This window comes from Micromonospora sp. NPDC051924 (assembly GCF_055586005.1).
In genome coordinates, this window is the sequence record NZ_JBVJJA010000012.1 from 83,055 (window position 1) to 103,328 (window position 20,274).

Below are 20,274 nucleotides of genomic sequence, written 5' to 3' on the forward strand. Positions count from 1 at the left end.
CTATCCCCACACGACGAGGACGATGACGGCGACGAGGAGCACGACGACGGCCTGCAGGTAGTACTGATGCAACTGGCCGGTCTGCGGCCGGCGGGCAAGCTGTCCCAGCCGGCGAACTCCGGCCGCGAGCCGTTCCACGGCGCCGTCGAGCCACCGGTCGTCGACCCGCCCGGCCCGGCCGGCCAGGTGCAGCGTCCCCGCCGAGAGGGACTCGACGCCGCGGTCGAGGACCTCGTCGTCGAAGCGGGCAAGCGCCTCGGCGCAGCGCAGGGTTGGGCGGACGACCAGCATCCATACGGTGGCTTCCAGCCCCAGCCACCGCAGCGCCCAGCGTGGCTCGGGGGCCGCACGGCGGGCGACCAGCAGCAGGACGGCCAGGGCAAGCACGGCCGAGACCGCGAGTTCGACCAGGGAGGCGTGGAACCCGCCCGACTGCCCTACGGCCCGGGCGACCACGGCGCCGACCGGTGGTAGGGCCAGCAGACCGGCACAGACGGCACCCACCGCGAGGATCACCAGCGGCGCCTGCTGCAGGCCGCCGATCCGCCCGGCTTCCACCTGGTCACGGTCGCTGCCGCCGCGTCGCCAGATGACGACGAGCAGCTTGCCCGCGTACGCGGCCGACAGCGCCGACGCAGCCAGGCCGACCGCATACAGCCAGGGCGACTGTTCGAGGACCTGGGCGAGGACGGCGTCCTTGGTCGCCCACAGCGACAGCGGCGCGATCCCGGCCAACGCCAGCGCTCCGGCGGTGGCGGACCAGCCGACGAGCCGCCACCGCCCGACGACCCCACGCAGGTCGGCGAGCCTCGTGGTGCCCAGGGCGGTCAGCCACGCCCCGGCCGCCAGGAACAGCAGTGCCTTGGTGGCGGCGTGCGCGATCAGCTGGGTGGCGCCGCCGATGACCGTGCCGGCGCCGGCGGCCATCACCACGAAGCCGAGTTGGGCGGCGGTGGAGGCCGCGAGGAGCTGCTTGATGTCCCGCTGGGCGACCGCCACCGCGCCGAGCAGCAGCGCCGTCAGACCGCCGGCCCACATGGTCGCCGTGGCGGCCCAGCCGGTGGCGGCGAGCAGGGGCTGCACGCGTAGCAGCAGGTAGCCGCCCATGGCCACCATCGCCGCGGAGTGCAGGAGGGCGCTGACCGGGCTCGGGCCGGCCATCGCCCGGGACAGCCAGAACGACAACGGCAGTTGCGCGGCCTTGCCGAGCGCGGCGGCGAGGACCCCGGCGGCGATGACGTGCCGCCAACCGGGGCTGCTGTGGGGCAGGTCGGCCAGGGTCAGACCCGCACCGCCGGCCAGCGCGGCTCCTGCCGCGACGTACAGGCCCAGGTCGGCCGAGCGGGTCGTGACGAACGCGGTCAGGCCGGCCGACACCCGGTCCTCGTCACGCCACCAGAACCCGATCAGCGCGTACGAGGCGGCACCCATGATCTCCCACGCGAACAGCAACGTGGGCAGGGTCGCCGCGGTGACGGTGAGCGCGGCGGAGGCGGCGAACAGCAGCATGAGCCCGTGGAAGCGTGCCTGCGAGCGGCGGATCTCCCCTGCCGCGGCGGTCAGCACCAGCAGGGTCACCACGGTGAGCATGGGCGCGAGCAGCGCGGCGAGCCCGTCGACGGTGAGCGCGAAGTCGACGCCGGCCATGAACGGCACCACCACGGCGGGCCGGGTCACCGCGACCACCACGGACAGGACCACCGAGGCCGCGGCGACGGCGAGCGAGACCGGCGCGGCGACCCGCTCCACCCGCCGGGTCGTGATCAGCAGTGCGCCGGCCGCCGCGGGGAAGGCAACCAGTGACCACAGGGCCGCCTGCGCGAGTTGGCTCATCGGGACAGGTCCGCGGCCATGTCGGTCATGTCGGTCCGACGTACCCGATGCAGATGGGTGGCCACGGCGAAGCCCATCGCCATCTCCACGGTCATCGCCACGATGATGACCAGCAACAGGACCTGCCCGGACGGATCCGGGGCGAGGAACCACCAGAAGCCTGCCGCGGCCAGGATGAGGCCGTTGAGCATCAGCTCCAGCCCCATCATCACCATGACCACCACCTGCTGGGACAGCGCGCCGTAGAGGCCGACGCTGAACAGCGCCGCCGCCACGAGCAGCACGGTCTGCAGGGTCATCGGCCGACACCTCCCGGCTGCGGGTCGTCGGCCGGCCGCCGCCGCAGGTCGTCGCCGAACCGGTCGTAGCGACTCCGGTGGGCCGCCAGCACGACACCGGCGACGATGGTCACCGACATGACCGCCCCGACGCCGGTCATGACCAGCATCTTCGGACCCATCAGCTCCTCCCCCAACGCCTCGGTGACGTCGACGGGCGGGGCGCCGCGTCGGGTGGGCCACGGCACGAGCAGCACCCCGGCGGCGAGGAGCACGAACACACCAACCGACACCGCCAGGGCGTGCCGCTTGTCGTGGACCATGCTCATCGGCATCAGCGCCGGGTTCATGCCCATGAACATGATCATGTAGACGGCCATGACGGCCATCTCCATGACCATCATCAGGATCGTCACCACCCCGACGTAGTTCTGCTGCAGCAGCAGCACCTGCAGGCCGACGGCGATGAACGACACCGCGAGGGCGTAGCTGGCCCGGGCCATGGAGTCGACGATGAACACGGCGGCGCCGGCGAGCACGGCGACGATCGCCAGGGCCCAGAACACGACGTGAGTGACCACCTCAGCCCCTCCCCGCGGCGACGACCGCGACGATCAGGTCCTGCAGCAGCACTGCGGGAAGCAGCACCAGCCATCCGGCCTCCATGAACACGTCCGGCCGGGCCGCCGGCAGTCGGCGGCGGAGCCACACGAACGCGGCCAGCAGGGCGAGGGTCTTGACCAGCACCCACGCCCAGGCGGGCAGCAGCGGGCCGGATCCGCCGCCGAGGAACATCGGCACCGCGAACGCGGCCCCGGCGGCGAGCAGCACGTACCGGCCGCCCTGGAACAGCAGCCGGTCGACGCCGGACAGCTCGGCGGTCACGCCGCCGGCCACGTCGGCCCCGATGGCCGGTGCGAAGGGCCCCCAGACAGCGATCGCCAGGACCCCCAGGCAGAAGACGAGGAAGGCCACCGGCATCCAGACGACGAACCAGAGGCCCTGTTGGGCGGCGGCGATCTTCCCGATGTTCAGGCTCGACGCGCCGACCGCGGGCGCCACGAGCGCGAACATCAGCGGCAGTTCGTAGGCGAGTCCGTGGGCGAGGAACCGGTACCCGCCGACCAGGGAGTGCGCCGAGTTGGCGCCCCAGCCGGTCAGCCACACGAACGCCCAGGCCAGGACGTCCATGGCGTTGAACCAGATCACCCCGACGTCGAGATCGAACAGGGTCCACCGTCCCAGCGGCACCACCGTGATGATCATTAATGCCATCAGCAGCAGTCCTGCCCCGCCGATGCGCCACAGCAGGCTGTCCGCCGCGACCGTGGTCCGCCGCCGCTGCCGCATCAACCGTGCCATCTCACCGAACGGCTGAAGCAGCCCTGACGAGGTTGTGCCGGTTGTCCGTGCGGTCAGGAACCCGTCGAAGACGGCGGCGGCCACCGCCAGCAGTCCGAGCAGCGCGGCGGCGGGCAGCGCCCACCCGGCGGGGACCACGGTGACCCCGGGTTCAGACATGGCTCACCTCGCGGTCCGCGGCGAGCGGGTCGAGGTCGAGACTGGCGACGATGAGGCGGCTGGTGGCGAGGTCCCACCCCCGTACGAGGTCAGGGATCGCGTCGACGGGTACGCCGGGCGACGAGCCGGTGGGCTGCTGGCCGGCGATACTGTGTGCGGCGCGGTCGAGCACGGCGAGCAGCCGGTCACGAACGTCGCCTGTCATGGCGGCCGATAGGCCGCAGCGGGCGAGATCGTGCGCATCCAGCGGCCCGACCCGGCGCAGCGACCACCGCAACCACCACGACCGGCCGACCATGCGGCGGAGCCGGTGGAGTTCCTCCGCCGGCTCGGCAAGGTCATCGGTGAAGAGCAGGGTGTCCCGGATCCGCCGAGCGCGGCAGGCGGCATCACCCCAGCCCGCGAGCTCCAGGAGGCTGGCGGCCGTGTCGCAGCGTCGGGCGGCGAACCGACGCGGGCGTTCGGGCGCGGGCGGCGGCTCCGCGGCTGCGGTCGGGGCGTCGGCAGCAACCAGGCTGGTCTCGGCGTCGACGATGACGTCCCCCTGGAGGGTGCACCGCAGGACGAGGCCCGCCGGCCAGTACGCCAGGACCGGGCCGAGCCGCAGGTGCAGCAGATCCATTTCCAGGCCGTCGCGATCTTCGCCGCCGCTGGCGAGCGGGATGCCGCCGGGGGCCATGTCCATGTCCCCGTGTGCCATGCCGCCGTGGCCCTCGTGCGTCATCTGGCCGTGATCGCCATGCGGCTGGCCGCCGTCGTCGGCGTGCTCACTGCTGTGTGGCGGCTCGTGCCGGCCGGCGGGACCGGGCGTGTCGTCCGCCGGTCCGCTCGGGCGCGCGCCTTCCTGAATCTCGGTCGAGCTGGCCGGTCCGTGCGGGGACTGCGGCTCATGGGCTGTCGCGTCCTGATGCCCGCCGCCTCCGCGGTGCTCGGGGCCGGGGTTGGCGCTGTCGTGGCCGGGCCGGTCGTGTGGGGCGTGCCGTTCGTGGCGGTGATGCTCGCCCACGCGGGCATCGCCGGGTGCGGCGCGGCCGGGTGGCCGGTCCCGGCTGTCTGCGCGCTGCCGCGTGAGGTCGAGCAGGTCTTCCTCCGCCGCGACGAGGGCGGGCAGGACCGCCTGTGGGGAGTCGACGTCGATACGAGCTCGTGGCCCGGGCATCTGCTCCCACAGCCGGCCCAGCGGCTCCGCCAGGTCCCGGGGTGCAGCGCCGCAGACAGCCAGAATGTCGGCATCACCCGGGGACACAACCAGCCGCCAACCTCGGGCCAGGACCTGCCGCTCGACCGCGGCCCGAGTCACCCAGTTCCCCGGCACCTCCGCTACCAGCACATGTGCGTGCCGGACGGCGGTCCGACCCAACGCTTCGCTCACACCCACCGCAGCGCGCCTTCCCGCCACGCCCAGAGCACGGCCACGAACACTCCACCGAGGAAGACGAACATCTCGACGATCGCCGTGGCCCCCAGCCGGGTGACGACGACCGACCACGGGTACATGAACAGCATCTCCACGTCGAAGGCGAGGAACAGCAGGGTGGCGAGGTACCACCGCACGTGGTAGCGCGACAGGGCGTGCTCCTCGGGCCGCCACCCCGACTGGAAGGGCAGGCTCTCCAGCGGCGAGGAAGCGATCGCCAGCGCCCGGTGGGCCAGGTACAGGCCGGCGACGATGAGCACGGCCACCACCGCCATGCTCGCTGCCCCTGCGTACATTCCGCTCCTGTCCGCGCTGCCGGTAGGAAAAGCCGCCAGCCGAGCGCTCGGCCGCCGGTCGCCGCGCCCGGCGGTTCGGCGTCCGCCGACCCGCACCGACCCCTACCCACATCTACTATCACGGGCTAGTAGCGGGCGCACGTCGTGCGGAGGCGGCCACGAGTTGGCACGCCCGGGCCTGTGGGATCAGCGTTTCGGGCGGAGGGAATCCACTCGCGCGACGGACTGGTCGATCCGGTCCTCGGTAAGGCGCCCGGTCCGGACGAGATTGGCGATCGTATCGACCGTCTCCTCGACGACTCGCGGGTTGTACACCTGCTGGTTGGCGAAGACGAGCAGGTCGAGGCCAGCCTGCAAGGCCAGGGCGACCGCCTCGGCGGCGCCGTACCGGTCGGTGATCGCGACCGCCTGCATGTCGTCGCTGACCACCGGCCCGCGCCAGCCGAGCCGGCCGCGCAGCAGGCCGGTCACGGTCGCGCTCGACAGCGACGCCGGATACGCCGGGTCAAGTTGCTTGTTGAGTACGTGGGCGGCCATGACCGAGTCGGCGAGGCCGGCCTGGATGAGCCGCTGGAACGGTTCGAGTTCCCTTTCCTGCCAGGTGTCACTGACGTCGACCACCTCGAAGTCGGTGTTTCCGGCGGCGCTGCCCGATCCCGGGAAGTGCTTGAGGACGGTTCTCACACCGGACGCCCGGTGGGCCTTGATCTCCTCGCTGGCGTTGCCGACCACCACGTCCGGGTTGGCGGAGAAGCTGCGGCCGAGCTTGCCGATCGCTCTGCTGTCGGGGTTGATGTTCAGGTCGACGACCGGGGCGTAGTTCAGGTTGACTCCGATGCGCGTCAGACTCGCCACCAGTCCGTGCGCCCAGTCGCGGGTCGCCGACGTGGAGTTCTCCGCACCGATGTCGGCCTCCGATTTGATGGCCGGAAAGCCGTTGCTCGGGTTGAGGCGGGAGGTACGCCCGCCCTCCTGATCGATGGACACGATGAGCCGGCCCGGTGAGGCATCTTTCAAACTCTTCACCAGGTGCGTGACCTGCTCGGGCGAGCGGATGTTACGCGCCGACGTGGTCTCCAGGTCCTGGTCGAAGAGGATGACGCCGCCGAGACCGTCGCGCACCGCCTTGGTGATCCAACTCGGGGCTTGGGTGCCGCGAAAGCCGACCACGAGCAGGCCTGCGATCTTTCGCCGCAGCGCGGGCACGCCCCCGCGTGATGTGCCCGATGGCCGCGGACTGGTCGATGGTCGTGGGGTCGAGGATGTGGCGCGGTGCGACTCGCAGCCGGTCACGGTTGCCACCGCGGCTGAGCCGATTCCGGCGAGCAGCAGTCGGCGGGGCAGGTGCACGCTGTCCACTCCCGCACGCTACGGCCCATTCCCACGCCGTGTCCTGCTTACCGACGAGACGTCATCCGCCGGAGGGACGACCAGCTGAGGCCCGAACAGATGGCGACAAGGCGTAGCCGGTGTCCTCAGTGGTCTCCCGGTGTGAGGTGTACCCACCGCAGCGTCTGGGCGTTGAGGGCGACGACGATGGTCGAGGCGGACATGAGCACGGCGGCGGCGGCCGGGCTGAGCGCCACCCCGGCCCAGGCGAAGACGCCAGCGGCGATGGGGATGGCGATGATGTTGTAGCCGGCCGCCCAGATGAGGTTCTGGACCATTTTGCGGTAGGACGCCTTGGACAGCCGGGCGGTGGCGGAGATGCCGCGCGGGTCGGAGGAGGCGAGGACGACCCCGGCGGATTCGATGGCCACGTCGGTGCCGGCGCCGATGGCCAGTCCGACGTCCGCGCGGGCGAGGGCGGGGGCGTCGTTGACGCCGTCGCCGACCATTGCCACCCGGTGGCCGCGCCGCTGCAGGCCGGCGACGATCTCGTCCTTGTCGGCGGGGAGCACCTCGGCGAAGACCTCGTCCTCCCCGGCACGGAAACCGAGATCGGCGGCGACCGCGTCCGCGACCGGGCGGGCGTCACCGGTGATCATCGCGATCTTCCGGATCCCGAGCTGGCGCAGCTCCGCGATGGCCTGGCGGGCCTCCGGACGTACCTCGTCCTCGAGCGCCAGCGCACCGACCAGCCGGGGCGGGCCGTCGAGGCGGGCCAGATAGAGCACCGCGGCGCCCCGCGCCGACCACGCCTCCTCCGCCCGGCGCAGTTCGGCAGGGACGTCGGCGTGCAGCTCCCGCAGCAGGGCCGGGCCGCCCACCGCGTACGCCGCCCCCGCCACGGTTGCCTGCACCCCACGGCCGGGCAGGGACCGGAAGTCGGTGCCAGCGGCTGGCCCGACCCGCTGGGCGGCGGCGACGATGGCCCGCGCGAGGGGGTGCTCACTGTCGGCCTCCACCCCGGCGGCCAGGCGCAGCACCTCGTCCTCGTCGGTGCCGTCGGCGGCGGCGATCCCGGTGACGGTGTGCTGCCCCTTGGTCAGGGTGCCGGTCTTGTCGATCAGGACCGCGTTGACGGTGCGCATGCGTTCCAGGGCGAGGCGGTCCTTGACCAGGATCCCGGAGCTGGCCGCCACGCTGGTGGACAGGGCGATGACCAGGGGGATGGCCAGGCCGAGGGCGTGCGGGCAGGAGATCACCAGCACGGTGATGGTGCGGACGACGGCCTGGTCGATCCGGCCGAGCGCGGACCAGACGACCAGGCTGACCAGCGCGGTGGCGGTGGCGATGTAGAACAGCCACGCGGCGAACCGGTCGGCCAGCACCTGCGCCCGCCCGCCGGCCGCCTGCGCCTGCGCGACCAGCCGCTGGATACCGGCCAGGGCGGTGTCCTCCCCCACCGCGTCGACCTGGACGCGGATCGCCGAGTCGGTGGCCACGGTGCCGGCGACCACCCGGTCCCCCACCCCGCGTGGGACCGGTCGCGACTCGCCGGTGATCATCGCCTCGTCCAGCTCGGCGCTGCCCTCGACGACGTGCCCGTCGGCGGGCACTCGACCGCCCGGGCGGACCAGCGCCGTGTCGCCGACCCGCAGATCGGCCACCGCCACCCGCTGCACGGCGCCGCCCGGGCCGATCCGCTCGGCCTCGTCGGGCAGCAGGGCGGCCAACGCGGCCAAGGCTCCCCGGGCCTGACCGATGGCCTTCATCTCCTGCCAGTGACCGAACAGCATGATCGTGACCAGGGCGGCGAGCTCCCACCAGAAGTCCAAGCGGAACAGGCCGACACTCGTCGCTGCGGACGCGACGTACGCCACGGTGATGGCCATCCCGATCAGCAGCATCATGCCGGGTGCCCGGTCGCGGACCTCCCGGACCGCGCCGACGAGGAACGGCCAACCGCCGTAGAAGAACACCACCGACCCGAGCACCGGGCCGACCCACGAGACACCGGGGAAGTCCAGCGAGTAACCCAGCCAGGCCATGACCAGATGGCTGGTGAGCACGACCGGGATGGTCAGCGCCAGGCACACCCAGAACCGTCGGCGGAACATCTCGGGGGTGTGCCCGGCGTGCTTGTCGTGCTGCGGGCGCGTCCCGGCGGTGCCACCGCCGGCATGGCCGGGCTGCCCGCCGCCGTGGTGCACCTGCCTCGCCTCCCGAACCTGCCTGGCGTCCGCCGGGGCGCCACGCTCACCGCCCCGGGGCATCGGCGGCTGGGCCGGGCCCTCCGGCCACCGCCTCAGGTCTCCACCATCGCCGCTACGCCTGCCCGCCGGTGCGATCTCGACGATTCCGCCGCTGGCTGGCCTGGCCGCGGATAAGGTTCCGGTGGAAGCTCTGCGGCTCCTGCCCGGCGGGCCTCCTCACCCGAAAGCCGGTGGAGGCGGGTGGTGACTGCTTGCGGCGACGGGCGCATCGACGCGCGAAACGGCTGCGGTGCTGACCGGTTCCGCCTGCCCCTCGAACGTCTCGACGCGGTCCTGTTCGACCTGGCGACTGTGTCGGAGCAGACTCCGCCGGCTGCCGGGCCGCCGCCGGCTGAGGTGATGGTCGCGGAGGCGGAGCGCCTGCTCGGGTCGCTGCGCCGATCGGGGGTGGCGTCCGGGATCATCGGCCGGTCCGGGAACCGGTTCGGCATCGACCAGCTGGCCGATCTCGTGCTGGATGGCCAGGAAGTCGGGGCCCGGCTGCCGGACCCGGCGGTCCTGTTGCGCGCGGCAAGGCTGCTCGGGGTTCACCCGGCGCGGACCGCGGTGGTGCATTCCACGCCGGCTGGGGCGCAGGCCGCCTGCCGTGGCGGCTTCGGGCTGGTCGTGGGCATCGCGTACGGCAGGGCCGGGGCGGCGGATCTGCGTGCGTACGGCGCGGAGCCGGTGTTGGGCGGCCTGGCGTGCCTCGCCGTCGACGAGCAGGCGATGCGACGCCGATGGTGGCAAGCGGGGCCGACGGTCGGCGCCGAGCACGCCGGCTGGCTCCTCGACTACACCGGTGTCGACCCGGAGACGGAGGGGATCCGCGAGACGTTGTGCACGATCGGCAACGGCTACCTGGCCACCCGCGGCGCAGCCCCCGAGGCTGGTGCCGGCCACGGCCACTACCCGGGCACCTACGCCGCCGGGGTCTTCAACCGGCTGCGAACCCGGCTGCATGGCCACGTCCACGAGGACGAGAGCCTGGTCAACCTGCCGAACTGGCTGCCGCTGCGCTGGCGGCGACCCGGAGAGCGGTGGGTGAGATCGGACGGGCCCGCCGCCAGCGAACACCGGCAGACGCTCGACCTGCGAACCGGCGTGCTTCACCGCCGCTACCGGCATGTCGACGGATCGGGACGGGCCACCACCGTGGTGTCGCGCATGTTCGTCTCGATGGCGGCGCCACATCTGGCCTCCCTGGAGACCACGCTGGTGCCGGAGAACTGGTCGGGCACGGTGCAGCTGCGCTCGGGCATCGACGGTCGGGTCGCCAACCGGCAGGTTGTCGAGTACGGGCCGCTGGCGGGCCGGCACCTGCGCCCGGACGGGCAGGGACGAGACGGCGACGACGGACTGTGGCTGCGGGTCGGCACCACCGAGTCCCGGGTTGAGGTGGCGACCGCCGTGCGTACCCGCGTGTTCCAGGCGGGTGCTCGCGTCGCCGCACGACCTCGCGTCGACATGTCGACCGGTCGCCCGCAGCAGACCTGGGCGGTCCCGGTGCGCGCGGGCCAGCCGCTGCGCGTGGAGAAGATCGCCGCCCACCACACCTCCCGGGACCGCGCGGTCACGGAGCCGGCCACCGCGTCCCGGGAAGCGGCGGCCCGGGCGGGCTCCTTCAGCGAGCTGCTGAGTGACCAGGTACGGGCGTGGCGGCGGCTGTGGGAACGCAGCCACATCGAGCTGCACACGGACCATCCCTCGCCGTCGCTGGAGCTCAACCTGCACACCTTCCACCTGCTGGTCGCCACCTCGCCGAACGTCACCGACCTCGACGCCGGCGTCGGCGCACGCGGCCTGCACGGCGAGGGGTACCGGGGTCACGTCTTCTGGGACGAGGTGTTCGTCCACCGGGTGCTCACGCTGCACCTGCCCGAGGCCAGCCGCGCGCTGCTGCTCTACCGGTGGCGCCGCCTCGACGCCGCGCGGCGGGCCGCGGCGGCGATCGGCTGCCGGGGGGCGATGTTCCCGTGGCAGTCGGGCAGCGACGGCCGGGAGGAGACGCCGAGGGAGCTGTTCAACACGCGAACCGGCCGGTGGATGCCGGACCGGTCGGCGCTGCAGCGGCACGTCGGCCTGGCGGTCGCGTACTCGGTGTGGCAGTACCACCAGGCCACCGGAGACCTGGACTTCCTGCGTACGCATGGCGGGGAGCTGATCCTGGAGACGGCCCGGTTCTTCGCCGACCTGGCGCGGCGCAACCCGCGCACCGGCCGGTACGAGATCACCGGCGTGATGGGCCCGGACGAGTTCCACGACGGCTACCCGGACCGCGAGGCCCCCGGCCTGGACAACAACGCCTACACCAACGTGCTGACGGTGTGGCTGCTACGCCAGGCCCTCGCGGTGGTCGACCTGCTGGCCTGCCGGGACGGCACGAGCCTGCCCGACCGGCTCGGCATCGACGACGGCGAGCTGGCGCGGTGGGCCGAGATCACCACCCAGATGTACGTGCCGTGGCACGACGACCGGATCATCAGTCAGTTCGACGGCTACGCCGACCTCGCCGAACTCGACCTCGACGCCTACCGCCACCGGTACGGGAACATCGGCCGGCTCGACCTCATCCTCGCCGCCGAGGGGCACTCCCCCAACCGCTACCGCATCGGCAAGCAGGCGGACGTGCTCATGCTGCTCTACCTGCTCTCCGCCGAGGAACTGCGCGAGCTGCTCGCCGGCCTGGGGTACGACTGGCCACCGGAGGCCCTGCCCCGCACCGCCGGCTACTACCTGCGCCGGGTGAGCCACGGATCGACGTTGAGCCGGGTGGTGCACGCCTGGGTGCAGGCCCGCACCAACCGGACCGCCTCTTTCGGCAACTTCACCGACGCGTTGGCGGCCGACATCCGCGACACCCAGGGCGGCACGACACGGGAGGGCATCCACCTCGGCGCCATGGCCGGCACCCTCGACCTGGCCGAACGCTGCTACCTGGGAATCGAGACCCGGCAGGACGCCCTGTGGTTCAACCCCCGCCTGCCGCACGAGATCAGCCGGCTGCACACCCTGATCACCTACCGCGGCCACCAGTTGCACGTCACGGCCACCCGCAGCGCCCTCGCCCTCATCGCCTCACCCTGCAACGCGGCGCCGGTCACCGTCCACGTGGCGGGCCAGCCGCCGCTGATCATCGGCGGCGGCCAGCGGGTGTCGATCTCCCTCACCGGCTGAGGCCACCACCGGCGCCCTCAGCCGGTCAGGAGAAACGCCTCGATGGACAGGCCGGGCAGGGCCGAATCCCTCTCACGTGCTGGCCGGTTTCCGAGCCGCGAGGCGTTCGATCACACCAGCGGCGAAGCGCTGATGCTGCTCGATGCGCAGACCGGCCTCGGCCACGTCACGGATGGGGCGCCGCCGGAAATGTTCACCGGCCGCGGGAACGCTGACCAGTTCGATGAGGCGTTGAATCGCTCGGACCGGACGATTGGCGCCGACCACATGGTCGGCCAGCAGGAGCAGACCGCCGGGGCGCAGGACGCGGACCATCTCCTCGACCGCTCGGTGGTCGTCCGGGATGGCGCAGAGTGAGAGGGTGCAGATGACGGTGTCGAAGGTGGCATCGGGAAAGTCCAGGCGGTGGGCAGTACCGAGCCGCAGGTCGACCTCCCGCCCCAGTTCGGCGGCCCGCTGGCCCGCGATCTCCAGCATCCTGGGGCTCAACTCCACCCCGGTGATCCGTACGCCGTCCGGATAGTAGGGCAAATTCCGCCCGGTACCGATGGCAACCTCGAGGGTGTCGGCGGCGGCCTGCCGGCAGATCCATGCCCGCGTGTCGCGCAGGAAGCGGCGCTCGATGAAGTCCATCTGCCGGTCGTAGCCGCGGGCCTGCCGGTCCCAGACGCGGCGCTGCTTCTCATCGTTGCTCACGGCGGCGAAGATACGTCACCTGCACCAGCACCGCCGGCATACCGACCTACCCGCCATTGCACGATCTGCGCCGGCACGGGCGGCACCGCGGCCGGCCGCTGACACGGCCGGGACAGGTCGACCCGGCTCCCTGCCCGCAAATTGATGGTGACCGGGCCCTGGTTCGACCGGCCTATCGATGGTGTTGGTGTCACGATGGGAGGCGTGGGAACTGCCAAAACTGCAACGCCTGCCATCTCGCCGCTCAGCGGCGAGCCGATCAAGCGTGCCGATGCCGAGCGGCTCGCCGGAGTGCTGAAGGCATTCGCCGACCCGGCCCGGCTGCGACTGCTCAGCCTGATCCAGTCCGCCCCCGAGGGCGAGGCGTCCGTCAGTGACCTCACCGCGCCGCTCGGCCTCTCCCAGCCGACCGTGAGTCACCACCTTCGGATCCTCACCGAGGCCGGCCTGCTCGAACGCGAGAAGCGGGGCGTCTGGGCCTACTACCGCCTCGTGCCATCCGCGATCGCGACGATCGCCGACCTGCTGACCCCGCCCCGCAAGCGAGCGACGAAGAAGGCCCGCTGAGCGGCACCCTCGAAGGCCGGCCCCCGGCCTGCGGGCAATGGCGTCCGCTCTGGTCAGGGGCGGCCTGACGACGCCCACAGCGGCGCCATACAGGCCAACCGGCGACACGTCGCCTAAGGGACGTCTCGTAACTGGGTGAAGGCGTTGCCCGGCATGAGGCCGGTGGTCAGCCGGCGAGGATGATGTTGTGGAGGTTGGCGATGCCGGAAGCGGCGTCGGCCAATGTGTGGGCGGCGCGGCGGTAGTCGCGCAGGATCTTGAAGCACTTCATCCTGGCCAGGGCGTGTTCGACCCCTGCTCGGACGGTTCGGTGTTCGACGTTGAGGGCTTCCTTCCAGTCCGGCAGCGAACCACCGTCGGCGGGTTTGCGGTACGGCATGATCACCTCGGGGTTGCCCCGGTAGCCGCCGTCGGCCATCACCGGCCGCCCGTCCAGCTCCTGGTCGATGCCCGAGGTGCGGTAGACGATCGTGTCGTTGCGGTTGCCGGGCTGCGGGTCACCGACGGCAATGACCAGGCGGGTGCTGGCGTCGATGGCGACCTGAAGGTTCGTCGAGTACCGGTAGTTCTTGCTCCGGGCGGCCAGGCGGTGATCGCGGGTGGGGATCAGAGTCCCGTCGACGATCGCGATCTGCTCGACCGGCCGCTTACGCACCGGCGCCAGGGCCAGCAGCGGCGCGAGGGTGTCGATGACCCGGTGGGCCGCGGAGTGCGACACCCCGAACAGCGGGCCGATCTGCCTCATCGTCAGGTTCGTGCGCCAGTACGCCGCGACCAGCAGCACCCGGTCGGCGAGGTCAAGAGCCCACTGCCGGCCCGGCCGGCCGTCGGCGATGCCGTCACCGCCCCGCTCGGCGACCAGCCGGACCAGCTTGCGGAACTGGGCGGGCTGCAGCCCCGTGAACGGGAAGATCCACTCAGACCGGGCCGCGGTGATCACCTGCACCCAGGCATCCTGCCCGACCATCCTCACCAGACAGACACCCGGGTTACGAGACGGCCCTTAGGCCGTCGTCGGCCTGATCTTTGACAAGGCATGGCAGGGGTTCCAGGCCGCGGCATTCGCGGGCATTCCACCGCTCGACCTGGTCTCGAAGAAGATCCTGGCGGTGTTGTGGTGCGACGACGCCGGGGTGACCTGTCGGCGCTGGAACTGGCGCCAGGCACGCCGGACCCAGCTGCGCGAAGACATCACTTTGGCGCTGTTCATCCTCGACGCGCTCGACCCGGTGGACGACGAGGCACTCCACGCCGCGGCCGACGACCTGATCGCCCATCTGACCCGGCTCGAGCCCGACGTCCGAGCCGTCCGCCGCCTGATGGCCGCCAGCACGACACCCGACGCAGGAGCCTGACATGCTCATCCACCCCTGGGACGCCGCACTCGACCCCGCCGAGTGGCAGGACTGGCTGGCATCCACCGACCGGTTCGGGATGTTCGCGGTCAACAACCTCGATCCCGCCCAGGCCCCGCTGGTGCTACCCACCCACTTCACCGTCGCCGGCGACGAACTGCTCATCCACCTGGCCCGGCCGAATCCGGTGTGGCCGCACCTGGAGGCTGCCAGCGAGGCACGGCTGGCCGTGATCGGCGACTGGCAGACCCCCCGCGATCGGCCGTGACCAAAGACCGGCTCGGGCCGTGGCCGCCGCCGTGAGGTCGCGCTACAAGCTTGAAGGGCTGCGCCGAGGACGTCCACCCCGTAGGCCATTCGGGTGGCGGTGCGAGCTGGCAGACCACGGCGAGGCGGGATGCCTGCGGGCCGCGAGGCTCCGGGTGCCCGGGTGCCCGGGGGCTCGCGGCCCGCATCGTCTCCTAGCTGGTGGTGACCCGGTAGTCGTACTTGACGTGGGTAAGGAAGAAGTCCCGGACGTCCCCGGCGAGCAGTTCCGGCACCTCCATCGCGGCGAAGTGGCCGCCGTGCTCGAACTCCGACCAGTGCCGGACGTCGTACAGCCGCTCGGCCAGCGGTCGCACCGACTGCGTGATGTCGTGCGCGAACACCGCCACGCCAACCGGTACCGGGCACGGCTCGATCCGTCGCGGGGTCTCGCGGTGCAGCCGCGCCGAGGAGGCCGCGGTGGCGGTCAGCCAGTACAGCGAGATGTCGGTGAGCATCCGCTCATCACTGATCTGCGAGCGAGGGTCCGTCCACTGTGCGAAGCGCTCGGCGATCCAGGCCAGCTGGCCTACCGGCGAGTCGGTCAGCGCGTAGCCGATGGTCTGCGGGGTGGCGGCCTGCAGGGCCTGGTACGGCGGACGATTCGCCATCAGCTGCCTGACCTTGTCCAGCCGAGCTTCATCCGTTTCGGACAGCTCGATGTCGGCATCCGGCACCGGCCGGGTCGGCAGGTAGTTGACGTGCACTCCGACGACCTGCTCGGGTGCCACCGCGCCGAGCGCCATTGAGATGCCCGAGCCGAAGTCGCCACCTTGCGCGCCATAGCGCTCGTACCCGAGACGGCGCATCAGCTCAGCCCAGGCCCGCGCGACCCGGACGATGTCCCAGCCGCGCTCGTGGGTCGGCCCGGAGAAGCCGTAGCCCGGGATGGACGGAATCACCAGGTGGAAGTCGCGCGACAGCGGCTCGATCACGTCGAGGAACTCCAGGAACGAACCGGGCCAACCGTGGGTGAGGATCAGTGCGAGCGCGTCTGGTTTCGCGGACCGGACGTGGACGAAGTGGATGTTCTGGCCGTCGATCTCGGTGGTGAAGTGCGGAAGCTGGTTGAGCTTGGCCTCGTGCTCGCGCCAGTCGTAGCCGGTGCGCCAGTATTCGGCCAGTTCCTTGAGTCGCGCCAGCGGGAAGCCGTAGTCCCACCCCGCGTCGGCGACCTCGTTGGGCCAGCGGGTGCGGGAGAGTCGGTCGGTCAGGTCGTCGAGGTCGGCCTGGGGAATGTCGATGCGGAACGGCTTGATCACGGTATCAGCTCCAGAGGGATTCATTCGGTGCCCAAACGTTTGGAGGACTAACGTTTGCCGTCCGAACGATACCACGATCGTTGGTGGCTCCAATGATTCGTTAGACTTGCCACATGGAGAACCCATCCGAGAAGACGCCCGCCAGGTGGGAGAGCCTGCCCAGCTGGCTGCTCACCCAGACCGCCAACCACGCGCACCGCCTGGTGGGCGAGGGGTTCTCGTCCGTCGGCGCTCGCGGCTACCACTACCGCCTGCTGGCGACGCTGGAGGAGTTCGGCCCGGCCAGCCAGGCCGCGCTGGGCCGCCGTAGCGGCATCCACGTCAGCGACATGGTCGCGACGATCAACGAGCTCGCCGATCGTAAACTGGTCGAGCGCGCCCCGGACCCCTCCGATCGGCGGCGCAACATCATCACGCTGACAGTCGCAGGCAAACGACAGCTGCGGCGACTGGAGAAGCAGCTGGCCGAACGCCAGGACGAACTGCTGGCTCCGCTGTCACCCGAGGAGCGACAGCGGTTGACCGAGCTGCTGTCCAGGCTGTTGGACCACCACAACCGGCGAACCGGCACCCCCGAAGAGCCGTGGCGCTGACTGGCAACGCGCCCAACTCGAAGGCCCGCCGGTGGGACCGGTGTCGAGGGCGATGAGGTCGGTGCGGACGGAGCGGACGTGCCATGGGCGTCCGAAGCGCATCAGCCCCGGCGTCCGGCCCGGAACCACTGGAGCCCTCCACCGCGGACGCCTTCGCTGGTGAAAGCGTGGTAGATGATCATCGCGATGATGCCGAGTAACCCGAACAGCGGATTCACGATCCAGCCGAGCAGCCCGGCCAATCCGAAGAGAACGAGACCGGTGATTGGGCGAACCTCCTGCGCGCGGACCTGGTCCTGGCCGATGTGGCTCGCGCGCAGTGCCGGATGACGGCGAAGATAGGCGAAGAACACCAACCAGGGTGCCGACATCAGCGCCGCCGCGAGCGCGTACAGGACCACAGCCACCCGCAGGTCGTCGGCGTTGCCATCGGCGAGCGCCGACGCCAGAACCATGGTGGGAAACGGGATGATGACCACGCCGAAGAGCATGGCGAGATTGATCCAGTTGAGCGCGAGAGTTGTGCCGCGGACCAGCCGTAGCACCGCGTGGTGGTTGAGCCAGAGGACGCCGATGTAGATGAACGACACGACGAACGCCAGGAAGGACGGAGCTTCCGCGCGGAGGGACGCGGCCAGCTCGCCCTCGTGAAATTCCGGCACCCGCAGGTCCAACACCAGCAGGGTGATGACGATTGCGAATACGGCGTCGCTGAATGCCGCCAGCCGCCCGATGTCGGCCAGCCGGGGACCGGGGCCGGTCGGCTGAGCCTCCTTGGGAGCTGCGGACATTGCCGCAGGCTAACAGCGCGGTGACGCTGGGCGAGCACGGTCACGGGGCGGCCACTCGTCCGAGGGGAACCGTCACGCGTACCGCTAACTTCAGAAGCTACGAGGTTCCGCGGGCGACGCCGTGGGTTCAACGACGGCGTCGAACCTTCCCGTGTGCCGCGGCGGCCTCCGGGATGGCTGGACACTGGCAGCGATGGCGGAGAGGCGTTGAGATCCATGGCCGAAAACCGAACCGTCCTCCGGTGGTGGTGGTGGAACATGATCGGCTTCGCTGCCCTCGGCCTGATGGGCATTGCCGCTCTGGCGACCGTCGATTCCACCACTGACCGGCTCGTCCAGGCAGGGTTCCTCGCAATGTGTGCCGTCTTCGCACTCATCGCCGTCAGGTTCCTGTTCAGCCGGGTCATCATCCGGCCGGACGGTCTCCAGATGGTCGGCGCGCTCCGCTCGCGTCGGGTCCCCAGGGAGGCCATCCGGGACGTGACCTGTGACCCGTTGACCGGTGGGCAGGTGCTCACCGCGTTCACCGTCGTCCTCCACCTGGTTGACGGCAAGGAGCTGGAACTGAACCCGCTGGCCGCCTACTCCGAGACCGCGGTCGAGGACCGCCGGCGGAGGATCAAGGAGGTGTTGGACCTGTCCGGCGACGCCTCGATGGTCGAGGTGGGCCGTTGCACCGGACGCGCCGGTTGATGGCCGCACGGGCGGACCCGCGGCCCGACGGGGAACGGCTCGGGTGAGCAGGCTGGGCCCGCGGGCAGCGGTGTCGTCGTGGCGTGGCCGCATCAACGCGCTGCCCAATAGGTGCGGGTGTTGACGAACTCACGTAGGCCGAGGCCAGCCAGTTCCCGACCGTATCCGCTGCGCTTGGTCCCGCCGAAGGGCAAGCGGGCGTCGGAGGCGACGACGGCGTTGACGAAGGCGGCGCCGGTGGTGACCTGCCGGGCGATGGCGACGCCGTGTTCCGGGTCGGCGGTCCACACGCTGAGCCCGAGCCCGTACTGCGAGGCGTTGGCCAGCCGGACGGCGTCGGCCGCGTCGGCGGCGATCGCGACGACGGCAACCGGGCCGAAGGTTTCCTCGTCGAAGGCGACCACGCCAGGCGCGGTGTTCCCGAGAATGGTGGGCTCGAAGAAGTACCCGCTGCCTGACAGCGGTCGTCCTCCGGTGAGCAGGGTGGCACCGGCGGCGAGGGACTGCTCGACCTGCCGCTGAATGATGTCGCGGAGGTCGCCACGGGCCATCGGGCCGATGTTCGTGCGTGGATCGGTGGGGTCGCCGACGGTCAGGGCCCGGGTGGCGGCGACGAAGGCGGCGGTGAACTGCTCCGCGATGGGTGCCTCGACGACGAACCGCTTGGCGCACACGCAGCTCTGGCCGGCGTTGGTGAACCTTGCCTTGGCCGCCGCGGCGGCCGCGGCCTGGACATCGGCGTCGGCGAGCACCACGAAGGCGTCCGAGCCGCCCAGTTCGAGTACCGACTTCTTCACCGCGCGGCCGGCTGCGGCTCCCACGGCCGCGCCGGCACGGTCGCTGCCGGTCAGCGTCACCGCGGCGATACGGTCGTCGGCGATCAACCGCTGGGTGACCTCGGGGACCCGCGGCTCCTCCACCACGATCGTCGTGAAGACGCCCTCGGGCAGCCCCGCCGCCACGAACACCCGCTCGATGGCCAGGGCACAGCCGGTGACGTTCGGCGAGTGCTTGAGGAAGACTCCGTTCCCGGCCGTGATCGCCGGGATGGCGAAGCGCATCGCCTGCCAGAACGGAAAGTTCCACGGCATCACCGCGAGCACCAGGCCCATCGGCTCGTACGCGACCCAGGCGTCGACACCGTCGATCTCGGCCGGCTCGTCCCCGAGGAGCGCCGCGGCCTGTGACGCGTAGTACTCGCAGGTCACGGCGGACTTCTCGATTTCGGCGGCGGCTTCGGCGAGCACCTTTCCCATCTCGTCGGTGATCAGCCGCGCGAACTGGTCCTTTCCGGTGCGCAGCGCGGCGGCGAGTTCCGACACCACGGCGATGCGCTTGTCGAGCGGGGTCGAACCCCAAGCCGTGGTCGCGGCATGCGCCCGGTCCAACAGTCGCTCGAGTTGGGCGTCGTCGTGGGTGTCATAGGTGGCCAAGGGCTCACCAGTCGCCGGATTCGTGGTGGTGATGTTCATGAGTTGCTCTGGCCGCCCTTGTCGTTCTCGGACAGGTGCTCGAACGTCTCCCCGGTGGCGGTGATCGTGCGGGTGACGTCGCGGCCGCCGTAGACCCAGTAGATCCGCATGACGCCGTCGCCGCGGTTCAGGAACCGGTGCGGCACCCCTGCGGGCACCCACGTCGCCTCGCCGGCGACAAGGTCGAAGTAGTCGTCACCGATCTGTGCGGTCGCCAGCCCTTCGAGGATCAGCACCGACTCCTCCACGTTGTGGCTGTGCAGCGGCAGCCCGGTGCCGACCCGGAACTGGGTCTGTCCGGTGGTCACCCGGTTCGTCGCACAGTTCCACTTTCCGACGTACGGGACGGTGACGACACCGTTGCCCCGGTCGAACGGCTCGACGCTCTCCGGATTGATGAGCAGGTTCGGCTTGGGAGGCAGGATGGTCATGGCGGCCT

The 20,274-nt window shown here is 71.1% G+C and carries 20 protein-coding genes; 6 read left to right on the top strand and 14 right to left on the bottom strand.

Annotated elements, in window-relative coordinates; translation table 11 throughout:
- The 8 genes from ACZ6S5_RS12310 to ACZ6S5_RS12345 form a co-directional block, all read right to left on the bottom strand.
- Positions 1-1,833 (bottom strand): proton-conducting transporter transmembrane domain-containing protein, encoded by a 1,833-nt coding sequence (locus ACZ6S5_RS12310; RefSeq protein ID WP_466000059.1) that lies wholly within the window; start codon positions 1,831-1,833, stop codon positions 1-3.
- On the bottom strand, positions 1,830-2,132 hold the full coding sequence (locus tag ACZ6S5_RS12315) for an NADH-quinone oxidoreductase subunit NuoK (RefSeq protein WP_466000060.1): 303 nt from the start codon (positions 2,130-2,132) through the stop codon (positions 1,830-1,832). The genes ACZ6S5_RS12310 and ACZ6S5_RS12315 overlap by 4 nt, the downstream gene beginning before the upstream one ends.
- The gene (locus ACZ6S5_RS12320) at positions 2,129-2,692 is read right to left on the bottom strand and encodes an NADH-quinone oxidoreductase subunit J (protein WP_466000061.1); all 564 of its coding nucleotides are present in this window, start codon (positions 2,690-2,692) and stop codon (positions 2,129-2,131) included. Before ACZ6S5_RS12320 ends, ACZ6S5_RS12315 begins: the two co-directional genes overlap by 4 nt.
- Position 2,693: 1 nt before the next feature.
- On the bottom strand, positions 2,694-3,632 hold the full coding sequence (locus ACZ6S5_RS12325) for a complex I subunit 1 family protein (RefSeq protein ID WP_466000062.1): 939 nt from the start codon (positions 3,630-3,632) through the stop codon (positions 2,694-2,696).
- Positions 3,625-4,878 (bottom strand): hypothetical protein, encoded by a 1,254-nt coding sequence (locus ACZ6S5_RS12330; RefSeq protein WP_466000063.1) that lies wholly within the window; start codon positions 4,876-4,878, stop codon positions 3,625-3,627. The genes ACZ6S5_RS12325 and ACZ6S5_RS12330 overlap by 8 nt, the downstream gene beginning before the upstream one ends.
- Positions 4,879-5,000: 122 nt before the next feature.
- Complete coding sequence (locus ACZ6S5_RS12335) at positions 5,001-5,324, bottom strand: NADH-quinone oxidoreductase subunit A (protein WP_466000137.1); 324 nt, start codon at positions 5,322-5,324, stop codon at positions 5,001-5,003.
- Positions 5,325-5,531: 207 nt separating this feature from the next.
- A complete protein-coding gene (locus tag ACZ6S5_RS12340) occupies positions 5,532-6,704 on the bottom strand; it encodes a glycoside hydrolase family 3 N-terminal domain-containing protein (protein WP_466000064.1) in 1,173 nt (390 codons plus the stop codon).
- A 116-nt stretch (positions 6,705-6,820) separates the two neighbouring features.
- Positions 6,821-8,881: a heavy metal translocating P-type ATPase gene (locus ACZ6S5_RS12345; RefSeq protein ID WP_466000065.1), complete on the bottom strand. Its 2,061-nt coding sequence runs from the start codon at positions 8,879-8,881 to the stop codon at positions 6,821-6,823.
- A gap of 246 nt (positions 8,882-9,127) precedes the next feature.
- On the opposite strand from ACZ6S5_RS12345, the gene ACZ6S5_RS12350 reads away from it, so the two are divergent.
- A complete protein-coding gene (locus tag ACZ6S5_RS12350) occupies positions 9,128-12,100 on the top strand; it encodes a glycosyl hydrolase family 65 domain-containing protein (RefSeq protein ID WP_466000066.1) in 2,973 nt (990 codons plus the stop codon).
- 72 nt (positions 12,101-12,172) lie between these two features.
- Here the strand turns inward: ACZ6S5_RS12350 and ACZ6S5_RS12355 are convergent, their stop codons facing one another.
- Positions 12,173-12,796 (bottom strand): class I SAM-dependent methyltransferase, encoded by a 624-nt coding sequence (locus tag ACZ6S5_RS12355; protein WP_466000067.1) that lies wholly within the window; start codon positions 12,794-12,796, stop codon positions 12,173-12,175.
- Positions 12,797-12,991: 195 nt separating this feature from the next.
- Between ACZ6S5_RS12355 and ACZ6S5_RS12360 the strand changes: the two genes are divergently transcribed.
- Complete coding sequence (locus ACZ6S5_RS12360; protein ID WP_466000068.1) at positions 12,992-13,363, top strand: ArsR/SmtB family transcription factor; 372 nt, start codon at positions 12,992-12,994, stop codon at positions 13,361-13,363.
- 166 nt (positions 13,364-13,529) lie between these two features.
- On the opposite strand, the gene ACZ6S5_RS12365 is transcribed toward ACZ6S5_RS12360, so the two are convergent.
- Positions 13,530-14,309: a transposase family protein gene (locus ACZ6S5_RS12365; protein WP_466000069.1), complete on the bottom strand. Its 780-nt coding sequence runs from the start codon at positions 14,307-14,309 to the stop codon at positions 13,530-13,532.
- A 166-nt stretch (positions 14,310-14,475) separates the two neighbouring features.
- Here ACZ6S5_RS12365 and ACZ6S5_RS12370 point away from each other — a divergent pair, with 166 nt between their 5' ends.
- Both ACZ6S5_RS12370 and ACZ6S5_RS12375 read left to right on the top strand, forming a co-directional pair.
- A complete protein-coding gene (locus ACZ6S5_RS12370; RefSeq protein WP_466000070.1) occupies positions 14,476-14,718 on the top strand; it encodes a hypothetical protein in 243 nt (80 codons plus the stop codon).
- A 1-nt stretch (position 14,719) separates the two neighbouring features.
- Positions 14,720-14,986 carry an FMN-binding negative transcriptional regulator gene (locus tag ACZ6S5_RS12375; protein ID WP_466000071.1) on the top strand — a complete coding sequence of 89 codons (267 nt, stop codon included), beginning with the start codon at positions 14,720-14,722 and terminating at the stop codon, positions 14,984-14,986.
- A 193-nt stretch (positions 14,987-15,179) separates the two neighbouring features.
- Here the strand turns inward: ACZ6S5_RS12375 and ACZ6S5_RS12380 are convergent, their stop codons facing one another.
- Complete coding sequence (locus ACZ6S5_RS12380) at positions 15,180-16,283, bottom strand: epoxide hydrolase family protein (protein ID WP_466000138.1); 1,104 nt, start codon at positions 16,281-16,283, stop codon at positions 15,180-15,182.
- A gap of 116 nt (positions 16,284-16,399) precedes the next feature.
- Between ACZ6S5_RS12380 and ACZ6S5_RS12385 the strand changes: the two genes are divergently transcribed.
- Entirely contained in the window at positions 16,400-16,879 is a 480-nt protein-coding gene (locus tag ACZ6S5_RS12385) for a MarR family winged helix-turn-helix transcriptional regulator (protein WP_466000072.1), read from the top strand.
- A 101-nt stretch (positions 16,880-16,980) separates the two neighbouring features.
- Here ACZ6S5_RS12385 and ACZ6S5_RS12390 read toward each other — a convergent pair whose 3' ends face one another.
- Positions 16,981-17,670, bottom strand: coding sequence for a TMEM175 family protein (locus ACZ6S5_RS12390; protein WP_466000073.1), 690 nt, complete (start codon positions 17,668-17,670; stop codon positions 16,981-16,983).
- A gap of 216 nt (positions 17,671-17,886) precedes the next feature.
- On the opposite strand from ACZ6S5_RS12390, the gene ACZ6S5_RS12395 reads away from it, so the two are divergent.
- The gene (locus ACZ6S5_RS12395; RefSeq protein ID WP_466000074.1) at positions 17,887-18,363 is read left to right on the top strand and encodes a PH domain-containing protein; all 477 of its coding nucleotides are present in this window, start codon (positions 17,887-17,889) and stop codon (positions 18,361-18,363) included.
- 92 nt (positions 18,364-18,455) lie between these two features.
- On the opposite strand, the gene ACZ6S5_RS12400 is transcribed toward ACZ6S5_RS12395, so the two are convergent.
- On the bottom strand, positions 18,456-19,835 hold the full coding sequence (locus tag ACZ6S5_RS12400; protein WP_466000075.1) for an aldehyde dehydrogenase family protein: 1,380 nt from the start codon (positions 19,833-19,835) through the stop codon (positions 18,456-18,458).
- A complete protein-coding gene (locus ACZ6S5_RS12405; protein WP_466000076.1) occupies positions 19,832-20,266 on the bottom strand; it encodes a cupin domain-containing protein in 435 nt (144 codons plus the stop codon). Before ACZ6S5_RS12405 ends, ACZ6S5_RS12400 begins: the two co-directional genes overlap by 4 nt.
- Positions 20,267-20,274: the final 8 nt, after the last annotated feature.